This is a genomic window from Paraburkholderia heleia NBRC 101817, assembly GCF_000739775.1.
GTDB lineage: Bacteria > Pseudomonadota > Gammaproteobacteria > Burkholderiales > Burkholderiaceae > Paraburkholderia > Paraburkholderia heleia.
In genome coordinates, this window is sequence record NZ_BBJH01000022.1 from 96,627 (window position 1) to 110,121 (window position 13,495).

Consider the following 13,495-nt stretch of genomic DNA (forward strand, 5'->3'; position numbering starts at 1 on the left):
CCGTGTGAATATCAGCGCAGCTCGGGGAAATCCTCTTCCCAATACTCGTCAGGCTGTCGCGGGGGCTCGGCGCTGCGCTCCATTTCGCGCCGGCGTAGCTCCACGCGGCGGATCTTGCCCGAGATGGTCTTGGGCAGGTCGCTGAACTGCAGGCGGCGGATGCGCTTGTACGGCGCGAGTTTTTCACGCGAGAAACGGAACACCTCGCGTGCGAGTTCGGGGCCCGCCTCGAAGCCCTGGCGCACGATGACGAAAGCCTTCGGCACCGAGAGGCGCAGCTCGTCCGGACTCGGCACGACGGCCGCCTCGGCGATCGCCTCGTGCTCGATCAGCACGCTTTCCAGTTCGAACGGGCTCAGGCGGTAGTCGGACGACTTGAACACGTCGTCGGCGCGGCCCACGTAGACGTAATAGCCGTCGTCGCGACGCAGGGCGACATCGGACGTGTGGTAATAGCCGTTGCGCATGGCGTACTCGCTCGCCTTCGCGTTGTTCGCATAGCCCGTCATCAGGCCGAGCGGACGGTGCACCGAATCTCGCCCAACCGGCAGCGCGATTTCGCCCTCGCTCGCAGGCTGATCGTCGGCATCGACAAGCTCCACGCGGTAGCCCGGCAGCGGCCGTCCCATCGAGCCCGCCACCACAGGCTGGCCCGGCGGATTGCCGATCTGGCAGGTCGTTTCGGTCTGGCCGTAGCCGTCGCGGATGGTAATGCCCCACGCGTGACGCACGCGCTCGATGATCTCGGGATTGAGCGGCTCGCCCGCGCCCACGATCTCGCGCAGCTTCACCGCATACGTTGCGAGCGGCTCCTGCACGAGCATGCGCCACACCGTGGGTGGCGCGCACAGCGTGGTCACACCGCATTGCACGAGCGCGGCGAGCGTGTCTTTCGGCACGAAGCGCGCGTAGTTGTAGACGAACACGCAGGCCTGTGCGTTCCACGGTGCGAAGAAGCAGCTCCACGCGTGCTTGGCCCAGCCCGGCGAACTGATGTTCCAGTGAACGTCGCCGGGCATGAGGCCGATCCAGTACATCGTCGAAAGGTGGCCTACTGGGTAGCTCTCGTGCGTGTGCTCGACGAGCTTGGGCTTCGAAGTCGTGCCCGAGGTGAAATACAGCAGGAGCGGGTCGCTGGCGCGCGTCGGGCCGTCGGGTTCGAACGCGGGGCTCGCTTCGTACGCGCGCGCAAGATCGATCCAGCCTTCACACGCAGCGGGCGCCGCGCCTGCCGCAATGCGCTTCACGTCCGGGTCGAGCGCAGCGAATTTGCCGAGTTCGGCGGCGTCCACGATGACGTAGCGCGCGCCGCCCGTTTCCACGCGCTCGCGCACGTCGTCGGGTGAAAGCTGCGTCGTGGCGGGCAACACGATGGCGCCCAGCTTCATCGCCGCCAGCATCACGTCCCAGAGTTCGACGCGATTGGGCAGCATCAACAGCAAGCGGTCGCCGCGCGCAACGCCCTGCTCGCGCAGAAAATTCGCCATGCGCGACGAGCGCTCCGACATCTGCGCAAACGAATAGCGCGTGCCGCCGTCCGCGAGGTCGTCGACGATCCAGAGCGCCGGGTTGTCGTTGCCGCGCGCCATCACGTCGAAGTAGTCGAGCGCCCAGTTGAACAGGTCGAGCTTCGGCCACGCGAAAGCTTCGTACGCGCGTGCGTAGTCGGTACGGTGACGCAGCAGCAACTCGCGTGCGTCGATGAAGGCCTGCGCGGAAGGGGTGAACCCGGTCATCGTCGTCTCCTTGTCGGCGTGCTCATGCGCCCGCTTATTGTTGCTACGTCATCCTCACTGCTTTTCAAAGCTGCCGTGCGATCACCATCCTCTGTACTTCGCTCGTGCCTTCATAGATCTGCGTGATGCGTGCGTCGCGATAGTGGCGCTCCACCGGATAGTCGTTCAGGAAGCCGTAGCCGCCATGAATCTGAATCGCGTGGGAGCACACCTCCTCGGCCATTTCGGAAGCATAGAGCTTGGCCTGCGATGCCTCGGAAAGGCACGGCTTGCCGAGCGAGCGCAGCCGCGCCGCGTGATGCACGAGATGACGCGCGGCGTTGATGCGCGTATGCATGTCCGCGAGCAGGTTGGCCACGCTCTGATGCTTGATGATCGGCTCGCCGAACTGCACGCGTTCGTGCGCATAGGCACGCGCCGCATCGAAGGCCGCGCGCGCAATGCCCAGCGCCTGCGCGGCAATGCCAATGCGTCCGCCTTCGAGATTCGCAAGCGCGATCTTCAACCCTTCGCCGCGCTGGCCGAGCAGATTCGCCTCGGGAATCGCGCAGTCCACGAGCGAGATCGGGCAGGTGTCCGAAGCACGAATGCCCATCTTTTTCTCGGGCGGCCCGACGTTGAAGCCCGGCGTATCGGTCGGCACGATGAACGCGGAAATGCCGCGCTTGCCGGCGTCGGGATCGGTCACGGCGAACACGATGGCAATGTTCGCGCGCGAGCCGTTGGTCACGAACTGCTTGTTGCCGTTGAGCACCCACTTGCCGTCGCGCAGGTCGGCGCGCGTGCGCAGGTTGTTCGCCTCGGAGCCTGCCTGCGGCTCGGTCAGGCAAAACGCGCCGATCAGCTCGCCGCTCGCGAGCTTGCCGAGCCAGCGGTCCTTTTGCGCGTCGGTGCCGAACTGCAGGATCGGCCCGCAGCCCACCGAATTGTGCACGCTCACGAGCGTCGCGCACGAGGCGCAGCCGGCCGCGATCTCCTCCATGGCGAGCGCGTAGGCCACGTAATCGGTGTACGAGCCGCCCTGCTCCTGCGGCACGATCATGCCGAGAAAACCCAGTTCGCCCAGTTGCTTGACGACCTCGTCGGGCAGCCTGCCGTCGCGGTCCCATTGCGCCGCATTCGGCGCAAGCTGCCCGCTCGCAAAGTCGCGCGCGGCGTCGCGGATCATGCGCTGGTCGTCGGTGTAGAACTCGTCCATGTGTGTCCCCTTCCTGTGTCTCTTGCGCTTGCCTTCCACACTGTGGCGCGATGCGGCCCCGGCTGCAAGGCTTGTGAAAAGTGTAGGCACGCAGGCGACCGTATTCGATGCCCGCCACGCTCAAAGTCGCTGATCGGATTTACCATATCGGTTGTGACAACCCTTTGGGATGCGATTCTGTGCGGCCGGCAAGAAACCCGACACTGAGCGAAAAAGGCACGATCTCGATGAGCCTCGTGAACGAGACGCTGGCGCTGGCGCGCGCAGGCGGCCTCGCAACCGCGCCGCTCACGGAGGCCGCCGGCATCGCGCCGGCCGTGCTGCTCGCGCCCGAGGCCCGCGTGAGCGCGGCGCAATACGGCCAGTTGTGGTCGGGCATCGCGCGCGCGCTCGACGACGAATTCTTCGGCCAGGATTCGCACGCGATGAAAAGCGGCAGCTTCGTCGCCATGACGCACGCGGCGCTCGGCGCCAGCACGGGCCGCCAGGCGCTGCAGCGCGCCGTGCACTTCATGCGGCTCGTACTCGACGATCTGTCGGGCGAGATCGACATCGGCGCCACGCGCGTGCGCGTCACGCTCTCGCATCGCGCCGGCAAACCTGCACCCACCATGTTCGCGTACGCTACCTGGTTCATCCTCGTCTACGGACTCGTGTGCTGGCTCGTGGGGCGGCGCATTCCGCTTCTCGCGGCGCGCTTTCGCTGCCCGCAGCCGGTCGCGGCGCACGAATACCAGCTCATGCTCTGCGACGAAATGGCGTTCGATCAGCCGGCCACGTGGTTTGAATTCGCACCGGGCTTTCTCGAACTGCCCGTGATCCAGACCGCCAGCTCGGCGCGAACGTTTCTGCGCAACGCACCCGGCAACTTCGTCGTGAAGTACCGCAATCCGGGCTCGTACGCAGCGCGCGTGCGACGCGCGCTGCGCGCCCTGCCCGTCACCGCGTGGCCCGATGCCGACGCCATCGCGCAACGCCTGAACATGGCGCCCGCTACGCTGCGCCGCCGGCTGAGCCAGGAAGGCCACAGTTGCCAGTCGATCAAGGACGAATTGCGCCGCGACCTCGCGATCGCGGCGCTGCAGGAACCGGGCCGCTCTGTCGCCGATGTCGCCGCCGCGGTCGGGTTTGCGGAGCCGAGTGCGTTTCATCGGGCGTTCCGCAAATGGACCGGGCAGCGCCCGACCGACTACCGCACGGCAAACGTCCGCAACGCCTCTTCGCAGCCTCGCGGGTAGCCCGCGAAGCCCTCGATCCCCCTTTGAGTTAGTGAGATAGTGCCTATAATTTTAGGGATATCCCTAATATGAAAGGTCTTGCCATGAACTCCCTTTCGCGTGTAATGCTCGGCGTCCTCGCCGCAGCGTGCTGCTTCGCTTCGGCTGCGGCGGTGGCCCAACCGGGCGATCCGTCACAACCGCTCACTCGAGCCCAGGTTCGCGCGGATCTGATCGAATGGCGGCAGGCGGGCTACGATCCGCTCGACTGGATCGACTACCCGGAAAACGCACAACGCGCCGGCGCGATCGTCGCGCAACGGCGGGCGGCGCGCGCCGGATATGGCGCTCCCGCCGGTCAAATGCAGCAGTGATCGCCTGATTGCAGGACGGCCGCGGTAACCGGCACCGGACGATGCAACGCCCGGCGCCTGCAGGCGGTCGTGCCCCTCGCGTCCCCGCACGGGCGCAATTCGCCGCGCCCTCTCACGTTTGCCACCGCAACGCACGCTGTTGTACCCGTTCCACGTTCACGACGGCTTTTCTGCGTTCGCCGGACAATTGTTTACAATCGCGCCCGTAGCCGCGCGCTGCGGCATGCGCGCGCATGGGCACGTCGAGGACCTGGCGGCGCCGGCTGCACGCAAGACACCACACCAACAAGCAGCGAACAACCCGCTCGACTCTCAAGGGCCCGATCTTCATGGACGCCATCAAACGCTATTTCGGTTTCGAAGAAGCAGGCACCAACCTGCGCACCGAACTGCTCGCCGGTATCACGACTTTCCTCACGATGGCTTACATCATCTTCGTGAACCCGGCCATTCTTGGCGACGCCGGCATGCCGAAGGAAAGCGTCTTCGTCGCCACCTGCCTCGTCGCGGCGCTCGCCTCGCTCGTCATGGGCCTTTACGCGAATTACCCCATCGCGCTCGCGCCCGGCATGGGCCTGAACGCGTATTTCGCCTATACGGTCGTGAAGGGCATGGGCTTCACGTGGCAGGCCGCGCTCGGCGCGGTGTTCATCTCCGGGTGCCTGTTCTTCATCGTCACGCTGCTGCGCGTGCGCGAAGCCATCGTCAATGGCATTCCGCATTCGATCCGCGTGTCGATCACAGCGGGTATCGGTCTGTTCCTCGCCATCATCTCGCTCAAGACCTCGGGCGTGGTGGTCGGCAGCCCGGCCACGCTCGTCGAGCTCGGCAACCTGCACGATCCGCACACGATCCTCGCGATCATCGGCTTCTTCGCGATCGTCACGCTCGATGTGCTGAAGGTGCGCGGCGCGATCCTGATCGGCATCGTGGGCGTCACGATCCTGTCGTTCTTCTTCGGCGGCAACCAGTTTCACGGCGTCTTCTCCCCGCCGCCGTCGATCATGCCGACCTTCGCCCAGCTCGACATCAAGGCGGCGCTCTCCACGGGCGTGCTCAACGTGGTGCTCGTGTTCTTCCTCGTCGAACTGTTCGATGCGACCGGCACGCTGATGGGCGTGGCCAACCGGGCCGGGCTGCTCGTGCACGGCAAGATGCACCGCCTGAACCGCGCGCTGCTCGCGGATAGCACCGCAATTCTCGCAGGTTCGATTCTCGGCACCTCGTCGACCACGGCGTATATCGAAAGCGCCTCGGGCGTGCAGGCGGGGGGCCGCACCGGCATGACCGCGCTCACCGTGGCCGTGCTGTTCCTCGCCTGCCTGTTCGTCGCGCCGCTCGCGGGCGTCGTGCCGGGCTACGCCACCGCGCCGGCGCTGCTCTACGTCTCGTGCCTGATGCTGCGCGAACTCGCCGATCTGCCCTGGGACGACGCCACCGAAGTCGTGCCCGCCGCCCTCACGGCGCTTGCCATGCCGTTCACCTACTCGATCGCCAACGGCGTGGCGTTCGGCTTCATCTCGTATGCGGGCCTGAAGCTCCTCACGGGCCGTGTGCGCGACGTGAAACTGATCGTCTGGATCATCGCCGCCGTGTTCCTGTTCCGGTTTTTCTATCTCGGCAACGCGTAAAAGCAAAAGGGTGGCTTCGCGCCACCCTTTTTGTTTCGAATCGCCGCCGCCCCCCTCAGCATCAAACTTCGCAGCCGCATGACTGCCCCTCAAGGCGGGTCCTCCTTATCATAGGGAACTATCGTCAGATTCCCCGCACACAGGAGCCGCCACGTGGCAACCTACACCGCCGCAACCGAACGCTACACGAAGCCCGCCATCTTCTTTCACTGGATCATCTTCCTGCTCGTCGCGCTCGCCTGGCTGGCGATCGAGGTGCGCGGCCCCAAGGGCACGGACAGCCGCTTGTTCTGGAGCAACGTGCACTTCTGGGCGGGCTCGCTCGTGCTCGTGCTCGCGGTGCTGCGCCTCGCGTGGCGTCTTTGGCGCGGCGCGCCCGCGCAGATCGACTCGAACGCGCTGCTGTCGTTTCTCTCGCGCCTTGTGCATCTCGCGCTCTACCTTTTCATCTTCGTGCAGCCGCTGCTCGGCATTTTGATGATCAACGCCAGCGGCCATCCGGTCACGCTCGCGGGGTTCGACCTGCAGATCACGCTCATGGGCCCCGACCCGGCCGCGCGCAAGTTCCTCAAGGACGCACACGAGCTGATCGGCAATCTGTTCTATTGGGTGGTCGGACTGCACGCCCTCGCGGCGATCGCGCATCATGTGGTATTGCGCGACAACACGCTGCGCCGCATGATCTAGAGCCGGTTCACGCTGATAACTGGCCCTGGCAGCAAGGCGGCACACGCGTAAACGAACGCCGCGCCCCAACGGGCGCGGCAAGAGGACTCAGTTGAACGGAAAGCGCGCGCGTCTCGCCGGCGTTTCCCTGTTGACTACGCGTTGGCGTGAGCCTGCACGAAACGCACGTAGCCGCTGCGCAGCACGAGACACTGCGCACGTGTTTCGGAGAGCAAACGGCGCGCGCAAGCCTCGATGCGGTCGCGATGATGGTCGAACGCGCTGAGCATGTCTTCGGCGCGCGGTGAAGCCGCCCCGAAGTGATCTTCCAGCGCCGCCGCCGTGATCAGACACTCCACCCGCTCGCCATCGATCATCGCCGGAAACGCCAAGGTCAGGTCTGGGCCCGAGTACTCGGGCACCTCATTCGGAAACATGATCTGCATGGGGGTCGCCTTTGGTGGAGGGTGAACAGGCCGCGTTCAACCGTCCTCGGGCTGCCCCAGCCTGGTGCCTGGGAACACCCCGATCCGGCTCCCGCGGATCAACAACAACCGTTGCGAACGATACGCTCGCGCAGGTTGATTGGATTCACTTTAGACGACTTCCTGCCGCCCGCAAGGTCGACGTTGTCACACAGCTGAAATAGCCGGCGGCGTCCTCGCCTGATCCCTTTTTTGCGCGTGCAGCATGCGCGTATGCCGTTGCGCGCGCAAACGCCCTCCACCCCGGCCCTGCGCCAACGCGCTGCGCCGGTTGCCGCATCGCACCATGTGCGCCACCCGGGCGCGTCACGACTCGCGATGCCGGTGCTGATCAAGATCTTCGAGGTCTTTCGGGTGCAGGGTGAGCATCACCACGAACGCGACGATTCCAAGGGCCACGGTCACCATTCCGGAGAGCACGACGTTGTTCTCGTCGAAGATCAATCCGTCAATCGCATAGCCGAGCCCGAAGAGCGCAACGAACGTGGCGAGCACTGATGCCACGATCCTCAATTCGCCGTGCACCATGACGAACTCCCTACTCAGCGGGGGCGCGACGCGAATGCGCCCTCACCTTCATCATGGCATCCGCGCCGGTAAACTCAAGGCGCAGTTGAGGCACCGTCGCGGCCGGAACCCCGCTTCAACCCGAATTGGCAGCCGCCGCGTATCCTGTACCATGAACTGCCCAGAGGCGCCGCTCGCGCCCTTGCCATGCTGCGCCGCAGCGTAGCACCCCAAAACGACTGGAGACACCGAGTGACCCGACGCCCCGTCACGCCGCACGACGCGGCCCGCGCGGACGCCATCGCGCAGGCTCACGCGCGCTCGCGCGCACTCGGGCTGCGCGCCACCGAAGCGCCGGATTTCGACGCGCTGGCCGCCGCCGACCTGCGCGAGCTGATCGACACGAACCGCACGCTCTATCACCAGGCGCGCCCCGTCATGGACGCCTTGCACGCGCAGATCGTCGATACGCAGAGCATGGTGCTGCTCACCGATCGCAACGGCGTGATCCTCCATAGCTGCGCCGACAGCGACTTCGTCGAGAAAGCGCAGCGCGTCGCGCTGCGTCCGGGCGTTTCGTGGGCCGAGCAGCATCGCGGCACGAATGCCATCGGCACGGCGCTCGTGGAAGGCCAGCCAACCACGGTGCATGCGGGCGAGCACTTCTTGCGCGCCAATCACATCCTCACCTGTTCGTGCGCGCCGATCGCGGATCCATACGGGCGCACGCTCGGCGCGCTCGACGTGAGCGGCGAGTCGCGCGACTTCCACAAGCACACGCTCGCGCTCGTACGCATGTCGGCGCAGATGATCGAGAACCATCTGTTCAACACCGAATTCGCCGATGCCATCCGGCTCCAGTTTCATGCGCGCGCGGAATTCATTGGTACGCTCTACGAAGGATTAGCCGCATTCTTGGCCGACGGCACGCTGCTCTGCGCAAACCGCAGCGCCCTGTTCCAGTTCGGCGCGCCGCTCGCCGAGCTGCAGCAGCGCGAGTTCGCGGCGCTCTTCGGCCAGCCGTTCGCGGCGTTCATGCAGCAGCTCATGCGCGCGAGCGGCGAGCCGCTCACGCTCGCGCTGCCAAGCGGCGTGCGCGTGATCGCGCGCGCCACGCCCGGCGCGGCCACGTCGGGCGTCGGTATGTCGGGCGTGACTACGTCGGGCGTCGCTACGTTCGCGCACAGCGCCGTAGCCGAAACGTCCCGCTCGCCGTACATGCCCGCGCCCGTCCAGGCGAAAGGGCCCAACGCCGCCGACACCGCGCCGCAGCCGACGCTCGCCGAACTCGACACCGGCGACGCGCGGCTCGCCGCCGCCCTGCAGCGCGTGGCGCGCGTGCGCGGCCGCGACATTCCCGTGCTCGTGCTCGGCCGCACCGGCACCGGCAAGGAATGGCTCGCGCGTGCGCTGCATCGCGACTCGCCGCGCCGCGACGGGCCGTTCGTCGCGCTCAACTGCGCCGCCCTGCCCGACACGCTGATCGAAGCGGAGCTGTTCGGCTACGAGGACGGCGCGTTCACGGGCGCGAAGCGCCGCGGCAGCGCCGGCAAGATCGCGCAGGCGCATGGCGGCACGCTCTTTCTCGACGAAATCGGCGACATGCCGCTCGCGCAGCAGGTGCGGCTCATGCGCGTGTTGCAGGAACGCGCCGTCGTGCCGCTCGGCGGCACGCGCGCGGTGCCGGTGGATTTGCGCATCGTCTGCGCGACGCACCGCGACCTGCGCGCGATGATCGCCGAAGGCACGTTCCGCGAAGATCTCTACTACCGCATCAACGGCCTCGTCGTCACGCTGCCGGCGCTGGCCGAGCGCACCGACCTCGACGCGCTCGTCGCCCGCATGCTCGAGATCGTGCGGCGCGAGGTGCGGGGCGCACCCGCGCGTCTCACGCCGGCGGTTCGGGCGTGCTTCGCGCGCTGCCGCTGGCCGGGCAATCTGCGTCAGCTCGCCAGCGCGCTGCGCACGGCGGCGATCATGGCCGAAGGCGAAGACGCCATCGACATGGCGCATCTGCCCGAAGACCTCATGCACGATTGCGATCCCGCGAGCGACTGCGCACGGCCGTCCGCCGATGCGACGGCTGAAGACCCGACGAGCGACACGGAACGCGAACCCGCGCGCCTCGCCGTCTGGCAAACGCGGCTCATCGAAGCGACCCTCGCGCGCCACCGCGGCAATGTTTCGGCGGCGGCTCGCGAACTGGGGCTCGCGCGCAACACGGTCTATCGGCATCTGCGTCAGCGCCGCTGAGCGCACCGGCCAGGCGGTGCGAAGCGACGCGCGGCTTCTGGCGACAGCGGCACCAGGGTAAGCTTGGCGAATCGCTTCCCGCACCGCGCCCCATGGCCTCCGCTCAGGAAATCAACCGCTTCCGGCGCAATCTCGCCGATGAACTCGACAGCGCCGCGGTCTACGACACGCTTTCCGCGGTCGAGAAAGACGACGAGCGCCGCCGCATCTTCGCCGAACTCGCCGCCTCCGAGCGCGAGCACGCGAGCGTCTGGCGCGAGAAGCTCGCGGCCAACGGCGTCACGCCCCGGCCGCATCGGCGCAGCGCAAAAACCCGCCTGCTGCAGGCGCTCACGCGCACGTTCGGCCCTTCGCTCGTGCTGCCCACCGTCGCCGCCGCCGAATACGCCGACCGCGACCGCTACGCGCGCGAACCCGGCGCCGAGAAACTTTCCGCCCAGGAACAGCAGCACGCCGCCATCGTGCAGGCGATCGCCGCGAGCAAGCGCGAGCCCGAACATGGCCACGGCGAAGCGATCGGCGCCGCCGAGTCGTGGCACAAGGGCGTCACGTCGGGCAACGATCTGCGCGCAGCGGTGCTGGGTGCGAACGACGGGCTCGTCTCGAACTTCTGCCTGATCATGGGCGTGGCGGGCGCCGGCAGCGTCAACCGCACGATTTTGCTCACGGGGCTTGCGGGCCTCGTGGCGGGCGCCTGCTCCATGGCGCTCGGCGAATGGCTTTCGGTGACCAACGCGCGCGAGCTGGCGCGCACGCAGCTCGCGAAGGAAGCCGACGAACTCGAGCACACGCCGGATGCCGAGCGCCACGAGCTCGCGCTCATCTATCAGGCGAAGGGCGTGGAACCCGATGAAGCGCACCGCGTGGCCGCCCAGATCATGCGCAACAAGGACGAGGCGCTCAATACGCTCGCACGCGAGGAGCTCGGCATCGACCCGAAAGAGCTGGGCGGCAATCCGTGGTCGGCCGCGGCCGTCTCGTTTTGCCTCTTCTCGCTCGGCGCGGCGTTTCCGACCGCCCCGTTCCTGTGGGCAAGCGGCGTCACGGCCATCGCGCAGTCGGTGGCGCTCAGCGCGTGCGGGCTCGCCCTCGTCGGGGTGTTCACGTCGCTCTTCAACGGGCGCAGCGCAACGTTCTCGGCGTTCCGGCAGATCGTGATCGGGCTCGCCGCGGCGGCGTTCACGGCGGGCGCGGGGCGGCTGCTCGGGGTGTCGCTTTCATGAGCGATTCGAGCCGCGAAAGCTTGCAGGACGACCCGGCGCGCGTGCCCGTCGTGCGCGTGGAGCCGCTCGGGCGCAGCTTCGAAGCGCCGCCCGGGCTGACCTTGCTCGAAGCGGCGGCGTTCGAGGGCATCCGTCTGCCGCGCATGTGCCGCAACGGCACCTGCCGCGCCTGCCTGTGCCGCGTGGTGAGCGGCGAAGTGAGCTTCACGATCGAGTGGCCCGGATTGAGCCGCGAGGAAAAAGCTGAGGGCTATGTGCTGACCTGCGTGGCCGTTGCGCGTACGGATCTCGTGCTCGACGTGCCGGAGGCGCAAGCCATGTAGCGGCACGAGAAGCAGAGCCCAGATGCGAAACGGCCCGCGAATCGACATCGCGGGCCGTTTTTATCTGCCGACTGACGACAGGGCTTACTGACCGCCGAAATACACCGATTGCGGACCCGTGCGAGCCGCTTCCGACACATAGCGAGCGCCCGCCACCGACGTCGAGTTGCTCACGCCGCCAAACGAGCCATCCGTCTGGGCGACCGGCGCAGCCGTCTGGGTGGCGACTGCGGCCTGATTGCGGCTCGTTTGCTGGAATTCGACGAGTTGCTCGCGCACTTGCTCGCGGGTCAGACCTTGATCGGCCTGAGCGAAAGCGGCCAGCGGAGCAGCCAGGGCAACGGTGAGGGCAACAGCCTTGACAAGCGACTTCATGATGACAACCTCCGGAATTATTTAACGTCGATGCGCAACGACGGTGCATGCCCTGTCGTGCCCGGCCGGCCCGCTGCGACTTGCCGCATCGGCTGGCTGTGAGTGGATTCTAGGCAAGTGCCCCGGCCGGATACAGACCGATTCGGGCGAATTGGAGTTACAGATTCCGCAATAATCCTCTGAGTTTTCAGGGACAGACGATCCGTGGGCTTCTCGCCTTATTGCACGCGCCTCGCGCAATGCTTCTGGAAATTTCGTAGCCGATTGTTGTCACCAGGAGAACACTGAATTCACTTTCTAGGTATTTACCCTTACCCTCCGCCCGCATACATTGTCGATATGGGCCACGCCGATGCGATGGCTCCTCACAAAAGATATCGGAGGTTAGTCATGAAATCGCTTCTCAAGGCAGCTGTGCTCGCCGCCATCGTCGCCGTGCCCGCCGCCGCGTTCGCGCAGGCACAACCTCAGCAACAACCCTTGACCCGCGCCGAAGTTCGCGCCGATCTCGCGCAACTGCGCGCTGCCGGCTACGATCCGAGCGACTGGATGCACTACCCCGAAAACATTCAGGCTGCCGAAGCCAAGGTCGCAGCGCAACGCGCGACGGCTTACGGCCCGTCGACGAACGGTACGTCGCAGTCGAGCCAGTAAGTTCCGCGACAACCCCGGCTGTGACGCCGGGTTCTCGCGCAAAACGTCAGGCCCGCCACTCGTAAGAGTGGCGGGCCTGACGTTTTGAAACGGATTTTCGGCTCGGCGCGGCACCTTGAGCGTCACGGAACCGCGCCGGTGTGCGTGGTAAGCCCGCATCAACGGCCGCCGCCCGGTCCACCGCCACCGTGACCGCCGCCACCATGGCCTCCGCCACCATGACCGCCGCCGGGGCCGCCTCCATGACCGCCGCCCGGCGGCCCCCAAGGCCCGCCGTGACCGCCCGGACGACCGCCATGCCAGCCATCGCCGCCATGCCAGCCGCCACCGTGATGATCGCGACCGCCACCGCCCCAGACGCCGATATTCACGCTGCCATATGCCGGTGCATAGCCCGGCGCGTAGCCGCTGTAATACCCGGTGGAGTACGGTTGGCCATAGCCGCCGTAGCCATAGTCGTAGCCCGGGGCCACCGCACACCCGGCAAGGAGCACGATAGCGCCCATCGTGAGAACGAACTTGAACATAGCTGACTCTCCTTTCTGTTTGTAAGAAAGGAGAACCGGCGTTAAGTTCTTATTGAATTGTGAGCACGGGTTACCGTTGTAACGCGCAAACCGCCTGCGAGCGGCGCGTAGACGCCCGCTCCGGGTTTTAGCCGCGGCGGCCGAGCGCGTCTTCTATTTTCCGGTCGGTCTTGTATTGGCTGAGCGAATACACGGCCCAGATCGCGGCAGGAATCCAGCCGATCAGCGTGACCTGCAGGATCAGGCAGACGATGCCCGCAATCGGACGCCCAATGGTGAAGAACAGGAGCCAGGGCAGAATCAGCGCAATCAGTAAACGCATTCGG

General features: G+C 66.4%; 15 protein-coding genes. 8 read left to right on the forward strand and 7 right to left on the reverse strand.

Going from position 1 to position 13,495, the window contains the following annotated elements; all coding sequences use genetic code 11:
- Positions 1–11 precede the first annotated feature (11 nt).
- Positions 12–1,736 (reverse strand): AMP-binding protein, encoded by a 1,725-nt coding sequence (locus BHE01S_RS18895; protein ID WP_042266596.1) that lies wholly within the window; start codon positions 1,734–1,736, stop codon positions 12–14.
- Between the two features lie 64 nt (positions 1,737–1,800).
- Positions 1,801–2,934 carry an acyl-CoA dehydrogenase family protein gene (locus BHE01S_RS18900; protein ID WP_042266597.1) on the reverse strand — a complete coding sequence of 378 codons (1,134 nt, stop codon included), beginning with the start codon at positions 2,932–2,934 and terminating at the stop codon, positions 1,801–1,803.
- Positions 2,935–3,161: 227 nt separating this feature from the next.
- On the opposite strand from BHE01S_RS18900, the gene BHE01S_RS18905 reads away from it, so the two are divergent.
- The 4 genes from BHE01S_RS18905 (at position 3,162) to BHE01S_RS18920 (ending at position 6,843) form a co-directional block, all read left to right on the forward strand.
- Positions 3,162–4,172: an AraC family transcriptional regulator gene (locus BHE01S_RS18905; protein WP_042266737.1), complete on the forward strand. Its 1,011-nt coding sequence runs from the start codon at positions 3,162–3,164 to the stop codon at positions 4,170–4,172.
- Between the two features lie 83 nt (positions 4,173–4,255).
- Positions 4,256–4,525 carry a DUF4148 domain-containing protein gene (locus tag BHE01S_RS18910; RefSeq protein ID WP_042266598.1) on the forward strand — a complete coding sequence of 90 codons (270 nt, stop codon included), beginning with the start codon at positions 4,256–4,258 and terminating at the stop codon, positions 4,523–4,525.
- Positions 4,526–4,854: 329 nt separating this feature from the next.
- Positions 4,855–6,156 (forward strand): NCS2 family permease, encoded by a 1,302-nt coding sequence (locus tag BHE01S_RS18915; protein WP_042266599.1) that lies wholly within the window; start codon positions 4,855–4,857, stop codon positions 6,154–6,156.
- A 153-nt stretch (positions 6,157–6,309) separates the two neighbouring features.
- Positions 6,310–6,843, forward strand: coding sequence for a cytochrome b (locus BHE01S_RS18920; RefSeq protein WP_042266600.1), 534 nt, complete (start codon positions 6,310–6,312; stop codon positions 6,841–6,843).
- Between the two features lie 134 nt (positions 6,844–6,977).
- Here BHE01S_RS18920 and BHE01S_RS18925 read toward each other — a convergent pair whose 3' ends face one another.
- Entirely contained in the window at positions 6,978–7,268 is a 291-nt protein-coding gene (locus BHE01S_RS18925) for a DUF1488 family protein (RefSeq protein WP_042266602.1), read from the reverse strand.
- A 345-nt stretch (positions 7,269–7,613) separates the two neighbouring features.
- A complete protein-coding gene (locus BHE01S_RS18930; RefSeq protein ID WP_042266605.1) occupies positions 7,614–7,835 on the reverse strand; it encodes a DUF2964 family protein in 222 nt (73 codons plus the stop codon).
- A gap of 231 nt (positions 7,836–8,066) precedes the next feature.
- On the opposite strand from BHE01S_RS18930, the gene BHE01S_RS18935 reads away from it, so the two are divergent.
- From BHE01S_RS18935 to BHE01S_RS18945, 3 genes are all read left to right on the forward strand, one after another.
- Positions 8,067–10,067 (forward strand): sigma-54-dependent Fis family transcriptional regulator, encoded by a 2,001-nt coding sequence (locus BHE01S_RS18935; RefSeq protein ID WP_042266607.1) that lies wholly within the window; start codon positions 8,067–8,069, stop codon positions 10,065–10,067.
- A 92-nt stretch (positions 10,068–10,159) separates the two neighbouring features.
- Positions 10,160–11,290 carry a VIT1/CCC1 transporter family protein gene (locus BHE01S_RS18940; protein ID WP_042266608.1) on the forward strand — a complete coding sequence of 377 codons (1,131 nt, stop codon included), beginning with the start codon at positions 10,160–10,162 and terminating at the stop codon, positions 11,288–11,290.
- Positions 11,287–11,613: a 2Fe-2S iron-sulfur cluster-binding protein gene (locus tag BHE01S_RS18945; RefSeq protein WP_042266610.1), complete on the forward strand. Its 327-nt coding sequence runs from the start codon at positions 11,287–11,289 to the stop codon at positions 11,611–11,613. The genes BHE01S_RS18940 and BHE01S_RS18945 overlap by 4 nt, the downstream gene beginning before the upstream one ends.
- An 84-nt stretch (positions 11,614–11,697) precedes the next feature.
- Here BHE01S_RS18945 and BHE01S_RS18950 read toward each other — a convergent pair whose 3' ends face one another.
- Positions 11,698–11,988, reverse strand: a complete 291-nt coding sequence (locus tag BHE01S_RS18950; protein ID WP_042266611.1) for a DUF4148 domain-containing protein — start codon at positions 11,986–11,988, stop codon at positions 11,698–11,700.
- A 390-nt stretch (positions 11,989–12,378) separates the two neighbouring features.
- Between BHE01S_RS18950 and BHE01S_RS18955 the strand changes: the two genes are divergently transcribed.
- Positions 12,379–12,642: a DUF4148 domain-containing protein gene (locus BHE01S_RS18955; protein ID WP_042266614.1), complete on the forward strand. Its 264-nt coding sequence runs from the start codon at positions 12,379–12,381 to the stop codon at positions 12,640–12,642.
- Positions 12,643–12,800: 158 nt separating this feature from the next.
- On the opposite strand, the gene BHE01S_RS36865 is transcribed toward BHE01S_RS18955, so the two are convergent.
- Both BHE01S_RS36865 and BHE01S_RS18965 read right to left on the reverse strand, forming a co-directional pair.
- On the reverse strand, positions 12,801–13,169 hold the full coding sequence (locus BHE01S_RS36865; protein WP_084068988.1) for a hypothetical protein: 369 nt from the start codon (positions 13,167–13,169) through the stop codon (positions 12,801–12,803).
- Between the two features lie 127 nt (positions 13,170–13,296).
- Positions 13,297–13,491 (reverse strand): YqaE/Pmp3 family membrane protein, encoded by a 195-nt coding sequence (locus BHE01S_RS18965; protein ID WP_042266618.1) that lies wholly within the window; start codon positions 13,489–13,491, stop codon positions 13,297–13,299.
- Between the last annotated feature and the right edge of the window lie 4 nt (positions 13,492–13,495).